This window comes from Namhaeicola litoreus, from assembly GCF_042679565.1.
Taxonomy (GTDB): Bacteria; Bacteroidota; Bacteroidia; order Flavobacteriales; family Flavobacteriaceae; genus Namhaeicola; species Namhaeicola litoreus.
This window is the reverse complement of sequence record NZ_JBHTMY010000003.1, coordinates 550,927-570,333: the sequence shown is the minus strand read 5'-3', so window position 1 is coordinate 570,333 and position 19,407 is coordinate 550,927. Positions and strand designations below refer to the sequence as shown.

At 34.3% G+C, this 19,407-nt stretch carries 18 protein-coding genes; 15 read left to right on the top strand and 3 right to left on the bottom strand.

Annotation, left to right across the window (positions count from 1 at the left end; genetic code table 11):
• The 4 genes from ACFQ39_RS09815 to ACFQ39_RS09800 all read left to right on the top strand — a co-directional run bounded on the left by ACFQ39_RS09815 (position 1) and on the right by ACFQ39_RS09800 (position 4,119).
• Positions 1 to 2,457, top strand: a complete 2,457-nt coding sequence (locus ACFQ39_RS09815) for a TonB-dependent receptor (RefSeq protein ID WP_377178542.1) — start codon at positions 1 to 3, stop codon at positions 2,455 to 2,457.
• Between the two features lie 74 nt (positions 2,458 to 2,531).
• A complete protein-coding gene (locus ACFQ39_RS09810; protein ID WP_377178540.1) occupies positions 2,532 to 3,068 on the top strand; it encodes an RNA polymerase sigma factor in 537 nt (178 codons plus the stop codon).
• Positions 3,069 to 3,097: 29 nt separating this feature from the next.
• Positions 3,098 to 3,655 carry a hypothetical protein gene (locus ACFQ39_RS09805; RefSeq protein ID WP_377178538.1) on the top strand — a complete coding sequence of 186 codons (558 nt, stop codon included), beginning with the start codon at positions 3,098 to 3,100 and terminating at the stop codon, positions 3,653 to 3,655.
• The gene (locus ACFQ39_RS09800; protein WP_377178536.1) at positions 3,652 to 4,119 is read left to right on the top strand and encodes a sensor of ECF-type sigma factor; all 468 of its coding nucleotides are present in this window, start codon (positions 3,652 to 3,654) and stop codon (positions 4,117 to 4,119) included. The genes ACFQ39_RS09805 and ACFQ39_RS09800 overlap by 4 nt, the downstream gene beginning before the upstream one ends.
• On the opposite strand, the gene ACFQ39_RS09795 is transcribed toward ACFQ39_RS09800, so the two are convergent.
• The 3 genes from ACFQ39_RS09795 to ACFQ39_RS09785 all read right to left on the bottom strand — a co-directional run bounded on the left by ACFQ39_RS09795 (position 4,112) and on the right by ACFQ39_RS09785 (position 7,028).
• Positions 4,112 to 5,068 carry an NAD(P)H-dependent flavin oxidoreductase gene (locus ACFQ39_RS09795; protein WP_377178534.1) on the bottom strand — a complete coding sequence of 319 codons (957 nt, stop codon included), beginning with the start codon at positions 5,066 to 5,068 and terminating at the stop codon, positions 4,112 to 4,114. The two genes, ACFQ39_RS09800 and ACFQ39_RS09795, sit on opposite strands and share 8 nt — an antisense overlap.
• Positions 5,069 to 5,071: 3 nt before the next feature.
• Entirely contained in the window at positions 5,072 to 6,259 is a 1,188-nt protein-coding gene (mnmA, locus tag ACFQ39_RS09790) for a tRNA 2-thiouridine(34) synthase MnmA (RefSeq protein WP_377178532.1), read from the bottom strand.
• Positions 6,260 to 6,323: 64 nt separating this feature from the next.
• Entirely contained in the window at positions 6,324 to 7,028 is a 705-nt protein-coding gene (locus ACFQ39_RS09785; protein ID WP_377178530.1) for a toxin-antitoxin system YwqK family antitoxin, read from the bottom strand.
• Between the two features lie 236 nt (positions 7,029 to 7,264).
• Here ACFQ39_RS09785 and ACFQ39_RS09780 point away from each other — a divergent pair, with 236 nt between their 5' ends.
• The 11 genes from ACFQ39_RS09780 to ACFQ39_RS09730 all read left to right on the top strand — a co-directional run bounded on the left by ACFQ39_RS09780 (position 7,265) and on the right by ACFQ39_RS09730 (position 19,343).
• On the top strand, positions 7,265 to 7,828 hold the full coding sequence (locus tag ACFQ39_RS09780) for a hypothetical protein (protein WP_377178528.1): 564 nt from the start codon (positions 7,265 to 7,267) through the stop codon (positions 7,826 to 7,828).
• A 77-nt stretch (positions 7,829 to 7,905) separates the two neighbouring features.
• Entirely contained in the window at positions 7,906 to 9,255 is a 1,350-nt protein-coding gene (gene purB / locus ACFQ39_RS09775; protein ID WP_377178526.1) for an adenylosuccinate lyase, read from the top strand.
• A gap of 3 nt (positions 9,256 to 9,258) precedes the next feature.
• Positions 9,259 to 9,630 carry a hypothetical protein gene (locus ACFQ39_RS09770; protein WP_377178524.1) on the top strand — a complete coding sequence of 124 codons (372 nt, stop codon included), beginning with the start codon at positions 9,259 to 9,261 and terminating at the stop codon, positions 9,628 to 9,630.
• An 18-nt stretch (positions 9,631 to 9,648) separates the two neighbouring features.
• Positions 9,649 to 10,425 (top strand): TerC family protein, encoded by a 777-nt coding sequence (locus ACFQ39_RS09765; RefSeq protein ID WP_377178522.1) that lies wholly within the window; start codon positions 9,649 to 9,651, stop codon positions 10,423 to 10,425.
• Between the two features lie 105 nt (positions 10,426 to 10,530).
• The gene (locus tag ACFQ39_RS09760) at positions 10,531 to 11,856 is read left to right on the top strand and encodes a TolC family protein (protein WP_377178520.1); all 1,326 of its coding nucleotides are present in this window, start codon (positions 10,531 to 10,533) and stop codon (positions 11,854 to 11,856) included.
• A 2-nt stretch (positions 11,857 to 11,858) separates the two neighbouring features.
• Complete coding sequence (locus ACFQ39_RS09755; RefSeq protein WP_377178518.1) at positions 11,859 to 12,923, top strand: efflux RND transporter periplasmic adaptor subunit; 1,065 nt, start codon at positions 11,859 to 11,861, stop codon at positions 12,921 to 12,923.
• 4 nt (positions 12,924 to 12,927) lie between these two features.
• Positions 12,928 to 16,131 carry an efflux RND transporter permease subunit gene (locus tag ACFQ39_RS09750; protein ID WP_377178516.1) on the top strand — a complete coding sequence of 1,068 codons (3,204 nt, stop codon included), beginning with the start codon at positions 12,928 to 12,930 and terminating at the stop codon, positions 16,129 to 16,131.
• Between the two features lie 4 nt (positions 16,132 to 16,135).
• Positions 16,136 to 16,444, top strand: coding sequence for a hypothetical protein (locus ACFQ39_RS09745; RefSeq protein ID WP_377178514.1), 309 nt, complete (start codon positions 16,136 to 16,138; stop codon positions 16,442 to 16,444).
• 2 nt (positions 16,445 to 16,446) lie between these two features.
• Positions 16,447 to 16,626, top strand: coding sequence for a YgaP family membrane protein (locus tag ACFQ39_RS09740; RefSeq protein WP_377178512.1), 180 nt, complete (start codon positions 16,447 to 16,449; stop codon positions 16,624 to 16,626).
• A gap of 61 nt (positions 16,627 to 16,687) precedes the next feature.
• Positions 16,688 to 17,011: a hypothetical protein gene (locus ACFQ39_RS09735; RefSeq protein WP_377178510.1), complete on the top strand. Its 324-nt coding sequence runs from the start codon at positions 16,688 to 16,690 to the stop codon at positions 17,009 to 17,011.
• A 43-nt stretch (positions 17,012 to 17,054) separates the two neighbouring features.
• Positions 17,055 to 19,343, top strand: a complete 2,289-nt coding sequence (locus tag ACFQ39_RS09730) for a TonB-dependent receptor (RefSeq protein WP_377178508.1) — start codon at positions 17,055 to 17,057, stop codon at positions 19,341 to 19,343.
• Positions 19,344 to 19,407: the final 64 nt, after the last annotated feature.

Genomic DNA, 19,407 nt, shown 5'->3' with positions numbered 1-19,407 from the left:
TTGAAAACACAAATTGCCATTTTATTTTTCTTTACTTTATTCTTTTTTGAAAACTGGGCTCAATCTACGGTCATTAAAGGTTTTGTATCTAATGAAAGTGGAAACCCTGTAGAAAACGTCTCCGTTTTCTACAGGTCTAAAGGGGTGGTTACTAATACGGAAGGTTATTATGAGATTTTGGTCCCGTCGAATAGTCAAATTCTATTAAATTTTAGCCACGTTGGTTATAAAAAATTGCAATATGAATTTAGACTTAGGCCTGGTGAAGAAATTGAGTTTTCTCCCACTCTAGTATATAAATCAGAAGAAATTCAAGAAGTTATAGTCAAAGATAAAAGGGACGAAATTCAAGGTAATGTAACAGTCAAAACGGAAACCATAAAAAATACACCAGGTGCGAATCAAGGTGTTGAAAGTATTTTAAAAACTTTACCTGGCGTTAATTTTAATAATGAACTGAGCACTCAATACAACGTGCGTGGTGGTAGCTTTGATGAAAATCTTATTTATATCAATGGAATTGAAGTTTATAAGCCTTTCTTGATTCGGTCTGGTCAACAAGAGGGTTTGAGTATAGTAAATTCTCAAATGACCCAAAATGTCAAATTTTCCGCAGGAGGTTTTCAGGCTAAATACGGAGATAAATTGTCATCCGTTTTAGACATTACATACCGAAAACCTGAAAAGTTTGGGCTACAATTCGACGCTAGTCTTTTAGGTTTTGGAGCAACCATCGAAGGACTTGCCTTGAATAATAATATGCAAATTATGGTTGGAGCTAGGTATAGAAATAACAGTTTATTTGTAGATCAAAACGACACCCGGTCTAATTTTAACCCAGCTTTTACAGATTTCCAGTCATTTATTACCTATCGCTTTTCAGAGAAATTTTCGATGGAATTTTTGGGAACCGCGAGTTTGAATGATTATAATTTTACGCCTTTTACCAGAAAAACTAATTTCGGTACATTGTTGAATCCTGTGGCAGTTATTGTAGATTATGAAGGCAAAGAAGAAGACAACTATCAAACGCTTTCAGGTGCCTTAAAAGGAACCTATGCCTTCAATGAAACACTTTCTCTCGAGCTAACGACATCCGCTTACTACACTCGTGAGCAAGAATATTACGACATTATTGCAGCATATGGCATTGGAGATGTAAACACAGATCTGGGATCTGATGATTTTGGAAATACTGATTTTATTCAGTCAATTGGCACTCAGCAAGACCATGCAAGAAATGAACTGGAAGCTAACATTTCTAATTTTCAGGCAAAACTGAATTACAGAAAAAACAATCGATTATTAGAACTTGGAATAAAATATCAAAATGAGGATTTTAATGACCGAGTTATTGAATGGCAAATGATTGATTCCGCGGGTTTTGCTGTTAGACCACCAAATCGTTTCCCGGGAAATGACGAGCCCTATACTCCCTATATAAGCCCTATAGTACCTTATCAAAACGTTCGGGCTTTTAACGATGTAAATACCCAGAGGATATTAGGTTTTGTTCAACTCAGTGATCAGTTTTTTATTCAGGATCAACAATTTTGGTACAACATAGGTATTCGGGCTCAACATTGGATTGTATCAGGCCAAGGATTATCTCAGGTAAGTCAGACTGTTTTTAGTCCGAGAGCTCAATTAACTTGGAAACCCAATTGGCAAAGTGATATGCTGTTTAGAGTTGCTGGTGGTGTTTATCAACAACCTCCTTTTTACAGAGAAATGAGAGATTCATTAGGTATCGTTCATCCTGAGGTCAAAGCTCAAAAATCTGTACAAATAATTCTCGGTAATGATTACAGTTTTACAATGTGGAATAGACCGTTTAAATTGACAACAGAGGCCTTTTATAAGAAATTAACAGAGGTTAATCCATTTACCATAGACAATGTAAGAATTAGATATCGTGCAAAAAATAATGCAACAGCTTACGCAACAGGCTTTGAAATGAGATTGAACGGAGAATTTGTTCAAGGCACCGAATCTTGGTTTAGTTTTGGCTATCTCAAAACCGAAGAAAACATAGAAAATAGAGGTTATATATCAAGACCTACAGATCAGAGGTTAAAATTTGCCCTACTTTTTCAGGATTATATTCCAGCAATTCCCAATATTAAAATGTATTTAAATACTGTTTATAATACCGGTGTTCCTGGAGGTTCTCCTAGTTATGCAGACCCATATGATTATCAAAACAGATTAAAGGATTATTTTAGAGCAGATTTAGGAATTTCATATGTTTTCAAAGATATCAATACGCCCTCCAAAGAACAATGGTTAAGAAGTTTTAAATCGTTATCAGCAGGAATAGAAGTGTTTAATATGTTCGATGCCCAGAATACAATTAGCAATACATGGGTCACGGATGTTTCTTCAAATCAATCGTTTGCTATTCCTAATTATTTAAGTCCGCGCATTTTAAATGTTAAAGTGAGTATGTCGCTTTAATCAAATTTCATTTTTTTAACTTTGATGTTTTAAACCTTTTGATCAAATGATTGTCAAAAGATTAAACAGTAGTTTTGGAAGAAGCTTTATTGGTAGAACGGCTCAAAAATAACGAAACGCAGGAGCTGGCATTTAAAGATTTAGTTCAAACGCATAAAAAGCGTTTGTATTGGCATATCCGAAAGATTGTGATTAATCATGACGATGCGGACGATGTACTGCAAAATACTTTTTTAAAAGTATTTAAAAGTATTGCAAATTTTAAAGGAGATAGTAAGATTTATTCTTGGATGTATAGAATTGCTACAAATGAAGCCATTAACTTTTTAAATACCAAGGCGAGGATGTTAAATGCAAGTCCGGAAATGCTGCAGATGAAAAGGGTTGAACAATTAGAGGATGATCCGTACTTTGATGGAGATGAGTTGCAAATAAAGTTGCAAAAAGCCATCGCGCTTTTACCACAAAAACAGCAAATCGTTTTTAATATGCGCTACTTCGACGAAATTAAATACGAAGATATGAGTGAAATATTAGAAACCTCAGTGGGTGCCTTAAAAGCTTCGTACCACCAAGCTCGAAAAAAAATAGAAAAATACTTTGAAGAATGAACAAATCTGGGGCTGACATACTAAAATTCTTGAAAGAAAAAAAGCAAGGCTTCCGAGTTCCAGACAATTATTTTGAGAACTTAGAAGCTTACATTTCTTTAGATAATGGAAAAGACAAAGTATTGTTACCAAAAGAATCTGGATATATTGTACCAGAAAATTATTTTGAATTGACCGAGCTCCAACCTTTAGATCTGATAAAGAAATCTGCTCATAACAATAGTTTTACAGTACCCGAAAATTATTTTGAAAATTTTGAAGTTAAGATCCCTCAACCAAAAGCATATGTTGAACAAATAAAATCGAGGATATTCTATTTTTCGGCGATAGCTGCCTCTCTTTTTTTAATTTTGGCAATCGGAAATTTATTGAGTTCAGAAAATAATGCTGAGTCGCAAGTTGAAATAAGCATGAAAGATTTAGAAAGTTGGTTTGACGATAATGCAGGAGTTTTGACGAGCTCAGAAATTGTAGATACTTATGATGATTTAACACTTAACCTTAATTCATTCAGTTTTAACGGCGAAATTGCCGATTATTTAGCAGAAGAAGATTTAGAAGACATTATAATTCAAGAAGAACCATGAAAATAAGTATTTTAACTTTATTTATTGTTTTGCTTTTACCCCTGACTGTAATAAGTCAAGAAAACAAACACGAAAAATTAAAAGCTTTTAAAACGGCCTATTTAACCGAACAATTGAATTTGACAAAAAGTGAAGCTGAAAAATTTTGGCCTATTTACAATAAATACGAAGACAAAACGCATGCAGTTAAAATTCAAAGTTATAAAACTGTAAAAAAAGCTATCAACGAAAAAGGAGGATTTGATTCTATTACTGAAAAGGAAGCAGAATCCTATTTAAAAAGTTTAATGGATAATGAAGAAAAAATGATTTCATTAAAAATGAATCTTTACAATGATTTAAAACCCGTTCTTTCCTCTAAGAAAATCCTGCAGCTCCATCACGCTGAGCACGAATTTAATAGAAGGTTATTAGATGAATACAAGCGAAAACAAGCCAATGCCGGTTCTTCAAAAATTAAATAGAGAAACTAGATAAATTTGAAATGTTTTTACGTACAATTTCGAACTCATCAATAATTTCTTTGACAATATCAGCAGCAGGTTTTATGTTATGAATGAGTCCTGCTACCTGACCAATTTCCAATTCTCCTTCTACTAAATCACCCTCAAACATACCCTTTTTGGCTCTTGCTCTACCGAGTAAATTTTTTAATTCTTCGACTGAAGCACCTGCTTGATATAGCTTTTGAACATTTTGGTAAAACTCGTTCTTGATTAACCTTACTGGTGTTAATTCTTTTAATGTCAAATCGGTTCCGCCATCCTTAGTTTCCACCACCATATTTTTGAAATTTTGATGTGCCGATGATTCTACAGAGGCCACAAATCGGCTTCCTATTTGAACACCTTCAGCTCCTAAGGCCATTGCAGCCATCATACCACTACCAGTAGCAATTCCACCTGCGGCAATTAAGGGAATATTAATTTTTTCCTTGACCATTGGAATCAAGGTAAAAGTAGTTGATTCTTCTCTCCCATTATGGCCACCTGCTTCAAATCCTTCCGCCACAATCGCATCAACTCCTGCCTCTTCAGATTTTTGAGCAAACTTTACGCTACTTACCACTTGTACAACCGTAATTCCTTCCTCTTTGAATCTCTGCGTATAAAGTTTTGGGTTTCCGGCAGAGGTAAATACAATTTTGATCTTTTCTTGAAAAATAATTTCTATGACCTCTTCCAGATCAGGATAAAAAAGAGGAATATTGACACCAAATGGTCTATTTGTGGCTTTTTTACATTGTTGAAGGTGATATTTTAAAACATCAGGATACATAGATCCTGCTCCAATCAATCCCAAACCACCGGCATTACTCACAGCTGAAGCTAATTTATAACCACTTACCCAGACCATTCCAGCTTGGATAATTGGATATTTTATATTAAATAAAGAAGTAATTCGACTAAACATAACTCAATTGATTACACCGGAACCCACCAATTCATCCTCTAAATACCAGGCCACAAACTGACCTTCCGTAATGGCAGATTGAGGATTTTCAAAAACAACATACAACCCTTTTTCTGCTCTAAACAATTCCGCCTTTTGTAATTTTTGGCGATAACGAATTCTTGCTAAAACCTTTAATGATTCCCCTTCTGTTATTTTGAGATCTTCTCTTACCCAATGTATATCATCGTTTTTAACAAACAAAACATTTCTATATAAACCGCGATGATTTTTACCCTCACCGGTATAAATAATGTTTTTTTCGACATCCGTATCAATTACAAAAAGTGGTTCCACTGTTCCGCCAACTGCCAAACCTTTACGCTGACCTTTGGTGAAATAGTGGGCACCTTGATGTTTTCCAACTACTTTACCATCTTCAAGATTATATTTGTGTTTTGTAGATAAATATGACAATTCATCTTCCTTATTTTTAAAAACTGGAATCGATTTCACATAAAAATGATCTGCATCTGGAATTTGGACGATTATCCCTTCCTTAGGACTTAATTTTTGCTGTAAAAACTCAGGCAATCTTACTTTTCCTATAAAACACAATCCTTGAGAATCTTTTTTGTCTGCCGTAATAAGCTCTTGGTCAGCGGCAATTTTTCGAACTTCATCCTTTTTTAATTCACCAATAGGAAATAAAGATTTAGCTAACTGTTCTTGGGAAAGCTGGCATAAAAAGTAGGATTGGTCTTTATTATCGTCAAGTCCAGACAACAACCTATATATCAATTCACCATCTTTCTCTAAAATATCTTTTCTGCAATAATGTCCGGTAGCAACATAATCTGCTCCCAAATCCAAGGCAATTTTCATAAAAACATCGAACTTGATCTCACGGTTACAAAGTACATCAGGATTTGGCGTTCTACCTTGTTCATATTCATTAAACATGTAGTCAACAATCCTCTCTTTGTACTCTTCACTAAGATCAACGACCTGAAAAGGTATTCCCAGTTTATCTGCTACTAGCATGGCGTCATTACTGTCTTCCAACCACGGACATTCTTTGGAAATTGTGACTGAATCATCGTGCCAATTTTTCATAAAAAGACCAATTACTTCGTAACCTTGCTCCTTTAATAAATAGGCTGCAACACTTGAATCAACTCCTCCAGACAAGCCAACAATCACTCTTTTCATAACATTGATGTTTGAGCGTGCAAAGATAAAACAATCCGTACGTTATAAAAAGCTGACTAGAACATCAATCTTCTTTTTTGGGTTTAATGGCAGGTTGCTCAGTACTTACCAATTCGCCATCAACATAATTTTCCCATGTACCTACCCGCTCATCATCTTTAAACGGACCTTTTTTGATAAGGTCGCCAGTACGTCTAGAATAATAGGTAGCTAAACCGTTTAGTTTGCCATTTTTGTAGTTAAAATCATAAATCAAATGCCCTTTTATGGCGTATTTCTTATAATTGCCGTCTAGCAAACCATTCTTATAATTTGCTATTTCTGTTGGAGATCCGTCTTGAAAAAAAGTTTTATAGCTTCCCTCCAGTTTTCCATTTACGTAATTTTCTTCGCTCATTACTGATTTTCCATCGGTATGGTAAAAAGTCCATTTACCAATTCTATCTTTTCCCTTCATTTTTCCCTCACTTTCCAAAACTCCTGCCTCTGTGTAGAATTTTACGTCTGCGATATCTGAATTCGAATCAAATTCTTTAATAATTACCGGATGTTCTGAAGAGGCCGCAGAATAATATTTAAATGTACCAACTTCTTTGCCATTTTTAAAAGTTCCACGATATCTAAGCCTATTATTATCATAATATTTTTCCCAAACACCTTCACGCTCACCATCCTTGTTTAATTTATTCACCTCGTTCTGGGCTAATAGCGGATAGCAACTGATCAATAAAAAAAACAACGAAAAGACAATTTTAATTTTTTCTTTCATAACAAATTCTCATAATTTCTTGATAGGTGCGCTTTGTTACACCCAATGCGCAGTTAAAAGTAACATTTTTTCCTAATTTTGGAATGAATCTCGAAATGAAATGATAATTATGAGGAGTTCGAATTTTTGGTATTATACGGTAATGATCATCGTTATCCTTCATTTTTTGATAGGATTTGGGTATTTGATCTACAAATTATCTCCCAGAAAAACAGATAAAAAAAGAGAAAACAAAAATGACCAGACTTGAATCAATCCTATCAGGTATTATCAATGCAAAGAGAGTTTATCGAGATAATGCAGCCAATGAAGTCCTTTCCAATCCAGAATTAATAGAAGAATTGATAATGTTAGCCCTAAATTCTTCATCCCTATTTCAAATTAAAGCAGCATGGATATTAGAACTTGTTTTTTTAGCTAAACCCAATATTATTTCTCCTTACCTCGATTATTTTTGCACTGGACTAAAATCCGTTAAAAACGAAAGTGCCCTCAGATCTATTTCAAAAATTTGCCGTGGTATTGTCTCTAAAAAAAATGAGAACCAACCCAATTTTATTTTGACAACAACACAGAAAGAAAGAATCGTAGAAGCTAGTTTCGATTGGTTAATTTCGGATAGAAAAACCGCAACTCAAGCATTTGCCATGGATTCTCTCTATTTTTTATCAAATGAATTTACATGGATAAAAGACAATCTGAGAGAAATTTTACAAAAGGACATCCCATTAAAATCACCAGGATATGTAAGTCATGCTAGAATGATTCTCGCAAAATTAGAAAAAGAGCAAAAACAATAAATCATACAAAGTCAGTTCACGTTGATTCAAGTCATTTAAAAATACTAATTTTGTAGCTTAATTTTTTTGAAAAACAGATGACTTTAAACAGCCTAAATGCCATTTCTCCTATCGATGGAAGATATCGCGACAAAGTAGAAAATTTAGCACCTTTTTTTTCAGAGGAGGCATTGATCAAATATCGTGTAAAAGTAGAGATCGAATATTTCATCGCTTTGTGCCAAATCCCGCTTCCACAGTTGGCCAATTTTGATCCTAAAAACTTTAAAAAGTTAAGAGAAATCTATCTTAATTTTGGGTTTGATGATGCATTGAAAATTAAAGAAATAGAAAAAGTTACGAATCACGATGTCAAAGCTGTTGAATATTTTATCAAAGAAAAGCTTGATGAATTACAACTACAAGCGTTTAAAGAATTTATCCATTTTGGATTAACATCTCAAGATATTAACAACACATCCATTCCCCTTTTGCTAAAAGAGGCTTTTTATGAAGTTTACTTACCAGAATTAGAAAGTTTGGAAATTAAATTAGATGAACTTGCCCATGATTGGAAAGCGGTGCCTATGTTGGCTAAAACACATGGCCAGCCTGCTTCCCCCACCCTTTTAGGCAAAGAAATCTACGTGTTTGTTGAAAGAATTAAACAACAAAGAAAATTATTGTTACAAGTACCTTTTGCGGCAAAATTTGGTGGTGCTACTGGTAATTACAACGCTCATCAAATTGCCTATCCTGAGATAAATTGGCGAGTATTTGGAGAAACTTTTGTTGTAACTGGTCTCGGTTTACACCATTCTTTTCCAACCACACAAATTGAGCATTACGACCATATGGCTGCTTTTTTTGATGGGATGAAACGCATAAATTCTATTTTAATTGATTTGAACCGAGATGTTTGGCAGTATATCTCTATGAATTACTTTAAACAAAAAATAAAAGAAGGTGAAGTCGGATCATCTGCAATGCCACACAAAGTAAATCCTATAGATTTTGAAAATAGTGAAGGAAATTTAGGGTTAGCCAATGCTGTTTTTGAACATCTATCTGCCAAATTACCCATATCGCGTTTACAAAGAGATTTAACCGATTCTACGGTTTTAAGAAATATCGGTGTGCCCTTTGCCCATACCATTATTGGGTTCTTATCTACACAAAAAGGTTTAGGTAAATTATTGCTTAACAAAGAAGCTTTCGCAGCAGATTTAGAAGCAAATTGGGCCGTAGTGGCCGAAGCCATTCAAACAATTTTAAGAAGGGAGGGTTATCCAAATCCTTATGAAGCATTAAAAGGTCTCACAAGAACGAATCAGAAAATAAATCAGGAATCCATTGCCGCTTTTATAGATTCTCTAGATATTTCATTTGAATTAAAAAAAGAACTTAAAAATATTAGTCCGAGTAATTATACCGGCCTGTCCTTTTAAACTATGAGAATTTTTATTGTTTTATTCTGTGCTTTATTTCTGTTTTTTGGGTGTAAGTCTGAAACGACAAACATAGATTCATTCAAAACAGGAAAATACAAAACACTGCTTAAAGACAATGAAATTAGTTCTATTGCTGTGCGTAATGATTCTTTGCAGATAGAATTGACAAATGGCGTTCGTGACACTTTTTATATCAATTGGAAAAATGATTTTGAATACACCCTTCTTAAAAAACATCCCAAAAGTTTATTAGACAGCACGCCATTTCATGTAAAAATTACAGGAATAAAAAATAATGAATATACCTTCAAGGCTTTTTTTAAAGGATCCAATTTTAAGCAAGAAGGTACAGCTATAAAGTTAGAAGAATAATCTTTCAACCAACAAAACATGGAACTATTCTCACATCCCGAAACGTGGGGAGCCCTCATAACTCTTACTTTTCTGGAAATTATATTGGGGATTGATAATATTATTTTTATCTCGATCACCGCAGGTAAATTACCCGAAAATAAAATAAAGAAAGCAACAAACATTGGACTTTTGCTCGCCATGGTCTTTAGGATCTTATTATTGACCGGTGTAACTTACCTTATCGCCATGAAAGATCCTTTATTTTATGTCAACTGGAGCTGGTTAAAAGCAAGTATATCAGGTCAAAGCTTGATTCTTTTTGCCGGAGGAATATTTTTATTATACAAAAGTACACACGAAATTCATGCGAAGGTTGAAGGAAAGGACATTACAACACAAACGAAAAATACTCAAGGAGTTTCAATGCTTTCAGTCATCGTCCAGATTGTTTTAATTGATATTGTTTTTAGTTTTGATTCGGTACTTACAGCTGTAGGAATGACAAATGGAATACATGGCGCTTTAGTGATTATGATTACTGCTGTAATCATTTCGATTATTATTATGATGATTTTTGCCAGACCTATTGGCAAGTTTGTAAATACGCATCCAACCATACAAATGTTAGCACTTTCATTTTTAATCTTAATTGGGTTTATGCTCGTAACTGAGAGTGCACATCTTTCACATGCCATTGTTTTCGGACAAGAAGTGGGTGCTATACCAAAAGGTTATTTATACTTCGCCATAACTTTTTCTCTAGGTGTAGAGGTATTAAACATGAAAATGAGGAGTAAAACCAATAAAATTTAGGGTTAGACCATCATAGCGGTTTTAAATTAGAACTCTGTAATCTAAGTTACGTAGCCTACGTAGATAGCAAGATACTTTTGCAGAGAATTTTAATTTAATAACCAGATGAAATTTAACATTGATAAGTATCTATTCGGATTTTCAATCCTGATAACTTTTTTAAGTCTTCATATTGGATACGGACAAAACACGGAGCCAATTAGTCTTGATCAAGCCAAAGCACTTGCTATTCAGAACAACTATGAACTCAGAATAAATCAAAAGAGTTATGCCGTTGCTAAAGCTGAACAAGAACAGGCCAATGCAGCATTTCTTCCTTCATTGGTTTTATCAAACACAAGTGTTTCTACCAATAACCCACTACAGGCATTTGGTTTTAAGTTGTTGCAAGAATCTGTTACAACTGAAGATTTTAACCCAGATAAATTAAATGATCCCGGAAGTCAGGAAAACTTCAACACAAAAATAGAATTGATACAGCCCATTTTTCATTTGGATGGATGGAAAATGAAAAAGGCTGCCAAAAGTAAAACCGAAGCTCTTGAACTGCAAAATGAAAGATCAAAAGAATACCTGCAGTTAGAAATCGAAAAAGCTTATATGCAATTACAATTGGCGTATGAGCAACAAGAGGTTATTGAAAAGGCTTTGGAAACTGGTGAGGTAAATTTAAAAATTTCAAAGGATCAATTTGATCAGGGTTTGATTCAATTTGCCGATGTCATCAATGTGGAGGTAAGGTTCAATGAAGTTAAAAATGACCTTCTAAAAGCCAAAAGTAATGTTTTAAATTCATCTGAATATTTGGCCTATTTAATTGGAAAAGAACCAAATGATATACTCATTCCTACAGAAAAACTGACGATGAGCGAGTATCCAGAACCAGATTCTGTGAAAATGAGTTCAGACAGAAAAGATCTTTTAGCCATTGAACAAAATATAACCGCTCAAGAACAAATGCTCAAATCATCTCAATATCAATTCGTACCCAAGGCTAGTGCAATGGCACATTATGAGTGGAACGACAATGATTTTATGGGTTTTAATGTAAGTAACTACTTAGTGGGATTACAACTCTCCTGGGATGTTTTCGACGGAGGGAAAACATTGGGCAAAGTGCATAGAGAAAAGGCAATGCTAGAAAAAAATGAATTGTATAAACAGAATTATTTAGCCCAAAGCGAGTTAGAACTAAATAAAGCCCGCAGACAAATGTATGATGCTCGAGATGCTGTAGAGATAGCAGAATTAGCTGTAGAACAATCAAAAGAATCATATAGAATTGTTAGCAATCGCTTTTCTCAGGGATTAGAAAAAACCAGCGATTTATTGTACGCAGAAACTCAATTGCAAAAACAAGAACTCAATCACTCACAGGCTTTGTTCAATTATAACTACGCCTTATCATACCTTAACTTTTTAACGAAATAAAAATGAAAAAAATAATTATTCTACTCATTGCAGTAATTAGTGCTTATAGCTGTGGCGACAGTAAAAATGAAGTTGTTGTTGACAATACCATTGTAAATGTTAGTGTTGCAAAGCCTAACTCAAATGCTTCCGGTCAGTTTTTTACTGCCAGTGGACAAATTGAAGCTGATCAATTTTCAAATTTAAGTACCAAAATAACCGGATACATTGAAAATATTTATGTAAAAATTGGTGATAAAGTAACAAAAGGTCAGTTGTTACTAAAAATAAATAATACAGACATTGAAGCCCAACGTGCCCAAGTAAAAGCGAAGTTACTACAGGCTGAGGCAAACTTTAAAATTGCGGAAAATAACTACAATCGATTTAAAAAATTATACGAGCAAAAAAGTGCCTCTACCAAAGAGTTTGAAGATGTACAGGCCGCCTACGACATTGCAAGTGCACAGGTTGAAGCTGTAAAGGAGATGGAAAACGAAGTATCTGCCATGCTCAACTACAGTTCAATTACAGCTCCATTTTCAGGGGTTATCACAGATGTTTTTGTCAAGGAAGGAAATATGGCTCTACCTGGAAATCCATTGTTGGGTATAGAAAACCCAAATAATTTGGTGGCTACAGCCGAAATTCCTGAAATGTACTTGACGAAAGTGAACAAAGGTGATCAAGTAAAAGTGAGAATTAAAAGCAATCAGACACTTTTAAATGGAAAAGTGAGGGAAATAAGCAGATCATCTCAAAATAGCGGTGGTCAATACCTAGCTAAAGTCGAAATTCCAAATACGGAAGAAGGAATTTTTTCCGGCATGGATGTAACAACTGAATTTCCATTTGAAGGTACCTCGGGTGAAAGAATTACTATTCCTAAGTCAATTTTAATTCACAAAGGTCAATTATCAGGAATCTATACTCTAAGTCAATCAAATACTGCCGTTTTACGATGGTTGAGATTGGGTAAAGAATATGGAGACCAAATAGAGGTATTGTCAGGTCTCTCTGCTGATGAAGCCTATATCATGGAAGCCGATGGTAAATTATACAACGGAGTTAAAATTCAAATAAAATAATCTGATGGAAAAAGGATTTGCAGGAAAAATAGCAGCTTTCTTTCTAGAATCGAAGCTGACAATTTTATTGATGATTATGTTCTTACTTATAGGAATCTACAGTTCTTTTTTGATTCCAAGAGAAGAAGAACCACAAATTGAAGTGCCTATCGCGGATATATTTTTACAATATCCGGGTGCAAGCCCTTCTGAAATAGAAACAAAAGTAATCAAGCCACTCGAAAAAGTGATTGCCAACATTCCGGGAGTAGAATACACCTATTCAACCTCCATGAAAGAACAAGCCATGGTAATTGTTCAATTTTATGTGGGCTCAGATATTGAAAGGTCTTTTGTGCAGTTGTACAATGAGATCATAAAACATATGGATCAAATGCCACAAGGTGTTTCTCTTCCTCTTGTTAAAACTAGAGCAATTGATGATGTACCTGTTTTGGGATTGACATTTTGGAGTGATACTTATGACGACTATGAACTCAAACAAATTGTTGAAGAAGTTAATAACGAGATCAAAAAAGTTGGCGGTGTTGCGAGTACAAAAAGTATAGGTGGTCGAGACAGAGAAATTAGCGTAATTCTCGACAAAGATAAAATGGCTGAAAATAACGTAGATTTTTTATCTGTAGCACAGAAAATTCAAATCAATAATGCGCAGTCAAACTCAGGAAAATTTAACCAAAAGGACGAAGAGTTTTTGGTGCATACTGGCGATTTTTTAAAGAATTTATCTGATGTACAAAATTTAATTGTAGGGGTAAATGGACAAAGTCCGGTTTATCTGAAACAAGTTGCTGAAGTGGCGGAAGGACCTGAAACTCCTGTTGCTTATGTGAACTATGGATATGGATCTGCCAATCCCGACAATCAAACAGCTTTTCCGGCTGAATATCCGGCTATTACCCTTTCTGTAGCCAAACAAAAAGGTGGGGATGCTATGAAAATATCGGAAGTAATCATCGACAAAATCGAGGTACTTAAAAAGGATTTGATTCCGGATGAAGTAAAAGTTTCTATCAGTAGAAATTATGGTGAAACCGCTTCACATAAAGTTTCTGAACTCCTTAGCCATTTGATCATCGCAATTATTTCGGTTTCACTGGTGGTGATGTTGGCCATGGGTTGGAGAGGTGGTTTGGTAGTATTCTTATCAGTACCAGTCACTTTTGCTTTAACCTTGTTTAGCTATTATTTCATGGATTATACGCTAAACAGAATTACTTTATTCGCGCTTGTTTTTGTAACCGGTATTGTTGTAGATGATTCCATCATTATAGCAGAGAATATGCACAGGCATTTCAAAATGAAGCGATTACCATTTAAGCAGGCGGCAATCTATGCCATCAATGAAGTAGGAAACCCTACCATCTTGGCCACATTTACGGTTATCGCTGCTGTACTTCCAATGGCTTTTGTTTCAGGTTTAATGGGGCCTTATATGAGTCCTATGCCCATTGGAGCTTCCATTGCCATGATTGTTTCACTGTTCGTTGCCTTAACCATAACACCCTACTTAGGTTATATTTTCTTAAGAGAAAAAGATAAAAAAGGAGCGAAAACAGAAGAGCACGGACATGATATCTCTCAGTCAAAAATTTATATCTATTACAAAAAGTTTATTGACCCATTATTAGAAAACAAAACCTATCGATTCCTGTTTTTTGGAATCAACATTTTGCTTTTACTCGGCACAATGAGTATGTTTTTGACAAAATCTGTTGCTGTTAAAATGTTGCCTTTCGACAATAAAAATGAATTTCAAGTCATTATTGATATGCCTGAAGGTACAACATTAGAAAGAACCCAGGTTGTAACAAAAGAAATTGCTCAATATCTTAGACAAAGTTCTTACGTAAATGATTACCAAACTTATGTAGGTACAGCCTCGCCGATAACTTTTAATGGATTGGTAAGACATTATGACCTGCGAAGTGGTTCTAGCTCTGCAGACATACAAGTAAATCTTATCGATAAAGGAGATAGAAAAGAGCAAAGTCATTATATCACCAAAGTACTTCGCCCGGAAATTCAAAAAATTGCTCAAAAATATCAGGCAAATGTAAAAGTTGTAGAAGTACCACCAGGACCACCGGTTTTATCAACATTAGTTGCAGAAGTTTACGGTCCGGATTACCAAGAGCAAATAAAAATTGCCGAACAATTAAAAGGTTTATTTCGAGATAATGAGGAGGTAGTAGATGTTGACTGGATGATTGAAGCAGATCAAACGGAATATCGCTTTGAGATCGACAAAGAAAAAGCCATGTTAAACGGGGTAGCTCCTCAACAAATTGTAAGTACTATGCAAATGGCGCTTAGCCATCAGCCCATTAGTAAAATTTACAATGAAGAGGCTAGTAAAGACATCGGAATTGTACTTCAAATGAAAGAAAACGAAAAAACGAATATTGATGATTTGTTAGCTTTAAAGGTTATGTCGGCTAAAAACCAGGCTATTCCGGTAGGTGATTTAGTGCATGTTAGAAAGGACACCATCGAAAAAAGTATCATGCGAAAAAATCAACGAAGAGTGGTTTATGTTACGGGAGAAATGGCTGGTAAATTAGAAAGCCCGGTATATTCCCTTCTCGACTTTTCTGAAAATCTCGATAAAATCAAAATACCCGAAGGTTATGATTTACAAGAAGAATGGAATCAACAACCCGAACATGAAAATGAATACACGGTAAAATGGGATGGAGAATGGCAGATTACTTTCGAGGTATTTAGAGATTTAGGTGCTGCTTTTGCTGTGGTCATCATCATTATTTATATGCTATTGGTCGGCTGGTTTCAAAGCTTTAAATCACCCATCGTGATGCTTGTTGCTTTACCACTTTCATTAGTTGGAATCATTTTAGGCCACTGGGTTTTTGACGCCTATTTTACGGCAACATCAATGATCGGTTTAATTGCTTTGGCAGGAATTATGGTTCGTAACTCTGTACTCTTAGTGGATTTCATCAATTTAAGGTTAGAAGAAGGAATACCGCTTAAACAGGCTGTTATAGAAGCAGGAGCCGTAAGAACTACGCCAATTTTATTGACAGCCGGAACAGTAGTCATTGGAGCTTTTGTAATGTTATTCGACCCAATTTTTCAAGGGCTGGCAATTTCAATGTTAGGTGGAACCATATTCTCAACTGTTTTGACATTATTGATGGTACCCCTTATTTACTACTTTATGGAAAGAAAAAAATATAAATTATAAAATCATGGTCAAACTCATCGCATTAACCGCCGTAAAAGAGTTCGAAAAAAAAACTGTTGAACTTTTTAGAAAAGCCTCCATTCCCGTTTGGAGTGTATTTAACATAGACGGATTCAAAAATAATCCGGAAGATAGTTTAGAATCTAAATGGTTTTCCGGAGCAAGCCAGAATGTGAGATCTATTATGGTCTTCTCATTTGTAGAGGAAGAAAAAATTGATCACCTGATTAATGAATTGGAAAAATTTAATCAAAACATCGAAAGCAGCAACCCTATAAGGTTAGCGGTATTAAGTGTCGAAAAATTTATTTAATTATGGAAAAATATATTAGAGCAATTGCAGGAATGTTTATTATCATCAGTGTTTTACTGGCCTATTTTGTAAATATAAATTGGATTTGGTTTACATTATTCGTAGGTATAAACTTGTTTCAATATAGTTTTACTAACTGGTGTTTGATGGAAAAAATACTCAAAAAATTAGGGGTTTCTTAAATAATCCTAGTTTTTTTCAATGAGGGTGAGATATCACCCTCACTTTTCTTATTTTTGCCATGTGTTGAAGCAGAGCAAAATTCTTATTGTAATTCTGTTTATTGCAGGACTATTATCTCCCATGCTGGGTGGAGTTTTTCACGCTTTTCAAAATCATGAGCACAATTATTGCTTCGCCAAGGATGAATTACATCTGCATAAATCAAAAGACAATTGTTCGAATTTCCATCACATTCAAAATGTAATTCAAGGTTTTGAAAGTTATGAGAACTTTGAACTTATAAATTCTTACTTCAGAACATCATATTTTCTAGTACCTCAGAAAGAAGATTTTCAAAGCTGTGATATCAATACGCTTAGAGGACCTCCTATTCATGTTTTTTAATAAGACCACATTACTCTTTTAAATAACATGAATTTATATAAATATGAAAATCAAATTAATTTTTATTTTTTTTGTGTTTGGCTTAACTATTCAAGGCCAGAACTCATTAAAAGGAATCGTTTTAAACGAAAATCAAGAACCTATTGAGAATGCAGAGGTATATATCGAATTATTGCATATAGGAACAACAACCGAAGAAGATGGTTCTTTTGTGCTTAAAAATATTCCTAAAGGAAACCACAAACTAACTGTAAATTATTTAGGTTACGATACTAAAAATATTAATATTCAAGCTACCGAAAATGACTTAGAAATAAATATTAAATTACTACCTACAATTTTCCATATGGACGAAGTCATTTTATCTACACCGTTCCATCGACTTCAAAGCGAAAATGTGATGAAAATTGAGTCAAAGTCGATTCAATCTCTCCAAAAAAATGGCGCTCCCACCCTCATAGAAAGCTTGACAAGTATTCCAGGAGTAGAGCAGTTTTCTACAGGAACAGGAATTGGTAAACCTGTAATTCGAGGACTAACAGGTAACCGAGTTTTAGTTTACACACAGGGTGTTAGGCTTGAAAATCAACAGTTTGGAGATGAACACGGCCTGGGATTAAACGAATCTGGAATCGAAAGCGTTGAAATCATAAAAGGTCCGGCTTCACTCTTATATGGTTCTGATGCTCTGGGTGGTGTACTGTATTTTAACCCAGAAAAATTTGCTTATCAAAACGACACGAAAATAAATATCAGTCAAGATTTTTTCTCAAATACATTGGGAAGTGCAACCTCGGTAGGTGTAAAAACTTCAAAAGATATTTTTAAATTTTTGGTTCGAGGCACATATAACACTCATTCTGATTATGAAATTCCGAATGGTGATCGGATAACTAACACAAGATTTAATGAAAAGGATCTTAAACTCGGTTTAGGATTGAATTTGAATAATTATGTATCGGAAATCAGATATAATTATAATGATGCTGAGATTGGTATCACGGAAGGAATCAATGATCAATCCACTTCTAAAACTTTAGAATTACCCTATCAAGATATTCAAAATCATATCATTAGCCTTCACAACCATTTCTTCTTAAACAAGGCTAAAATAGATTTAAACCTAGGATATGTTATCAATAATCGAAAGGAATTCGAAGAACATGAAGAGGAAGATCATGGCTTTGAGCCTCATGAAGAGGAAGAACATATGGAAGCTGCATTGGATATGAAATTACAAACGTTTACCTATGATGCGAAATACTATTTCCCAAATTTCAAAAAGTTTGAAACCATTATGGGTGTACAAGGTATGTTCCAATCAAATAAAAACTTCGGAGAAGAAATTTTAATACCAGATGCTACGACAAACGATATCGGTTTTCTGGCAACTTCAATTTACAATATGAATGATAAGAGTTTGGTTCAAGCCGGTCTTAGGTATGACCATAGGAACTTGAGTACAGACAGTTATGAAATCCACCATCACGAACACGACGAAGATGAATCACACGAAGGCGATGAAATTGAAATAGTTGATGCAATAGATAAAACATATGGAAATTTCACTTTTTCTTTGGGCTATAAAACCAAAATCTTTGATAAAATAGTTACTCGATTGAATTTGGCAAGTGGATTTAGAGCTCCTAATTTAGCTGAATTAACGTCATATGGCGTGCACCATGGTACGAACAGATTTGAAATTGGTAATCCAAATTTGGAGAGCGAAAGAAATTTTCAAACAGATCTTTCATTAGAATATGGTAATGAGCATTTTGAAATTTTTGCAAATGGATTTTACAATAGCCTAAATAATTATATTTATGCTTCACCAACAGGCGAATTTGAGGATGATTATGCCGTTTACGAATATATTCAAAATGATGCTGAGCTTTATGGTGGTGAATTTGGAATTCATCTACACCCACACCCACTCGATTGGCTGCATTTAGAAAGTAACTTTGAAATGGTTATTGGAAAACAAAAAAATGGAGATTATTTACCATTGATCCCTGCCAATAAATGGTCTAATACAGTAAGAGGAGAGTTTGCAGGAAATAAAATCTTCGATGATATTTATTTGGCCATGAATCTTGATTCATTCTTTGATCAGAATAAAACGAATGATTTTGAAGCGAATACTGAGGGATATAATTTGCTGAATTTCAGGTCTGGTGGAAATATCAATTTCAATAAAGTTGAAATTCAAATCAATTTTAGCATCAATAATTTACTCGATAAAGAATATATTTCACATTTATCAGCATTAAAAATTGATGAGATTCCTAACCCGGGAAGAAATTTTGTTCTAGGACTTAATTTTACGATTTAAATTGGATAGAAAAATTAAATTAAGTAGAAGTTGATAATTTGCATTTACTAACTTTGATTATCAA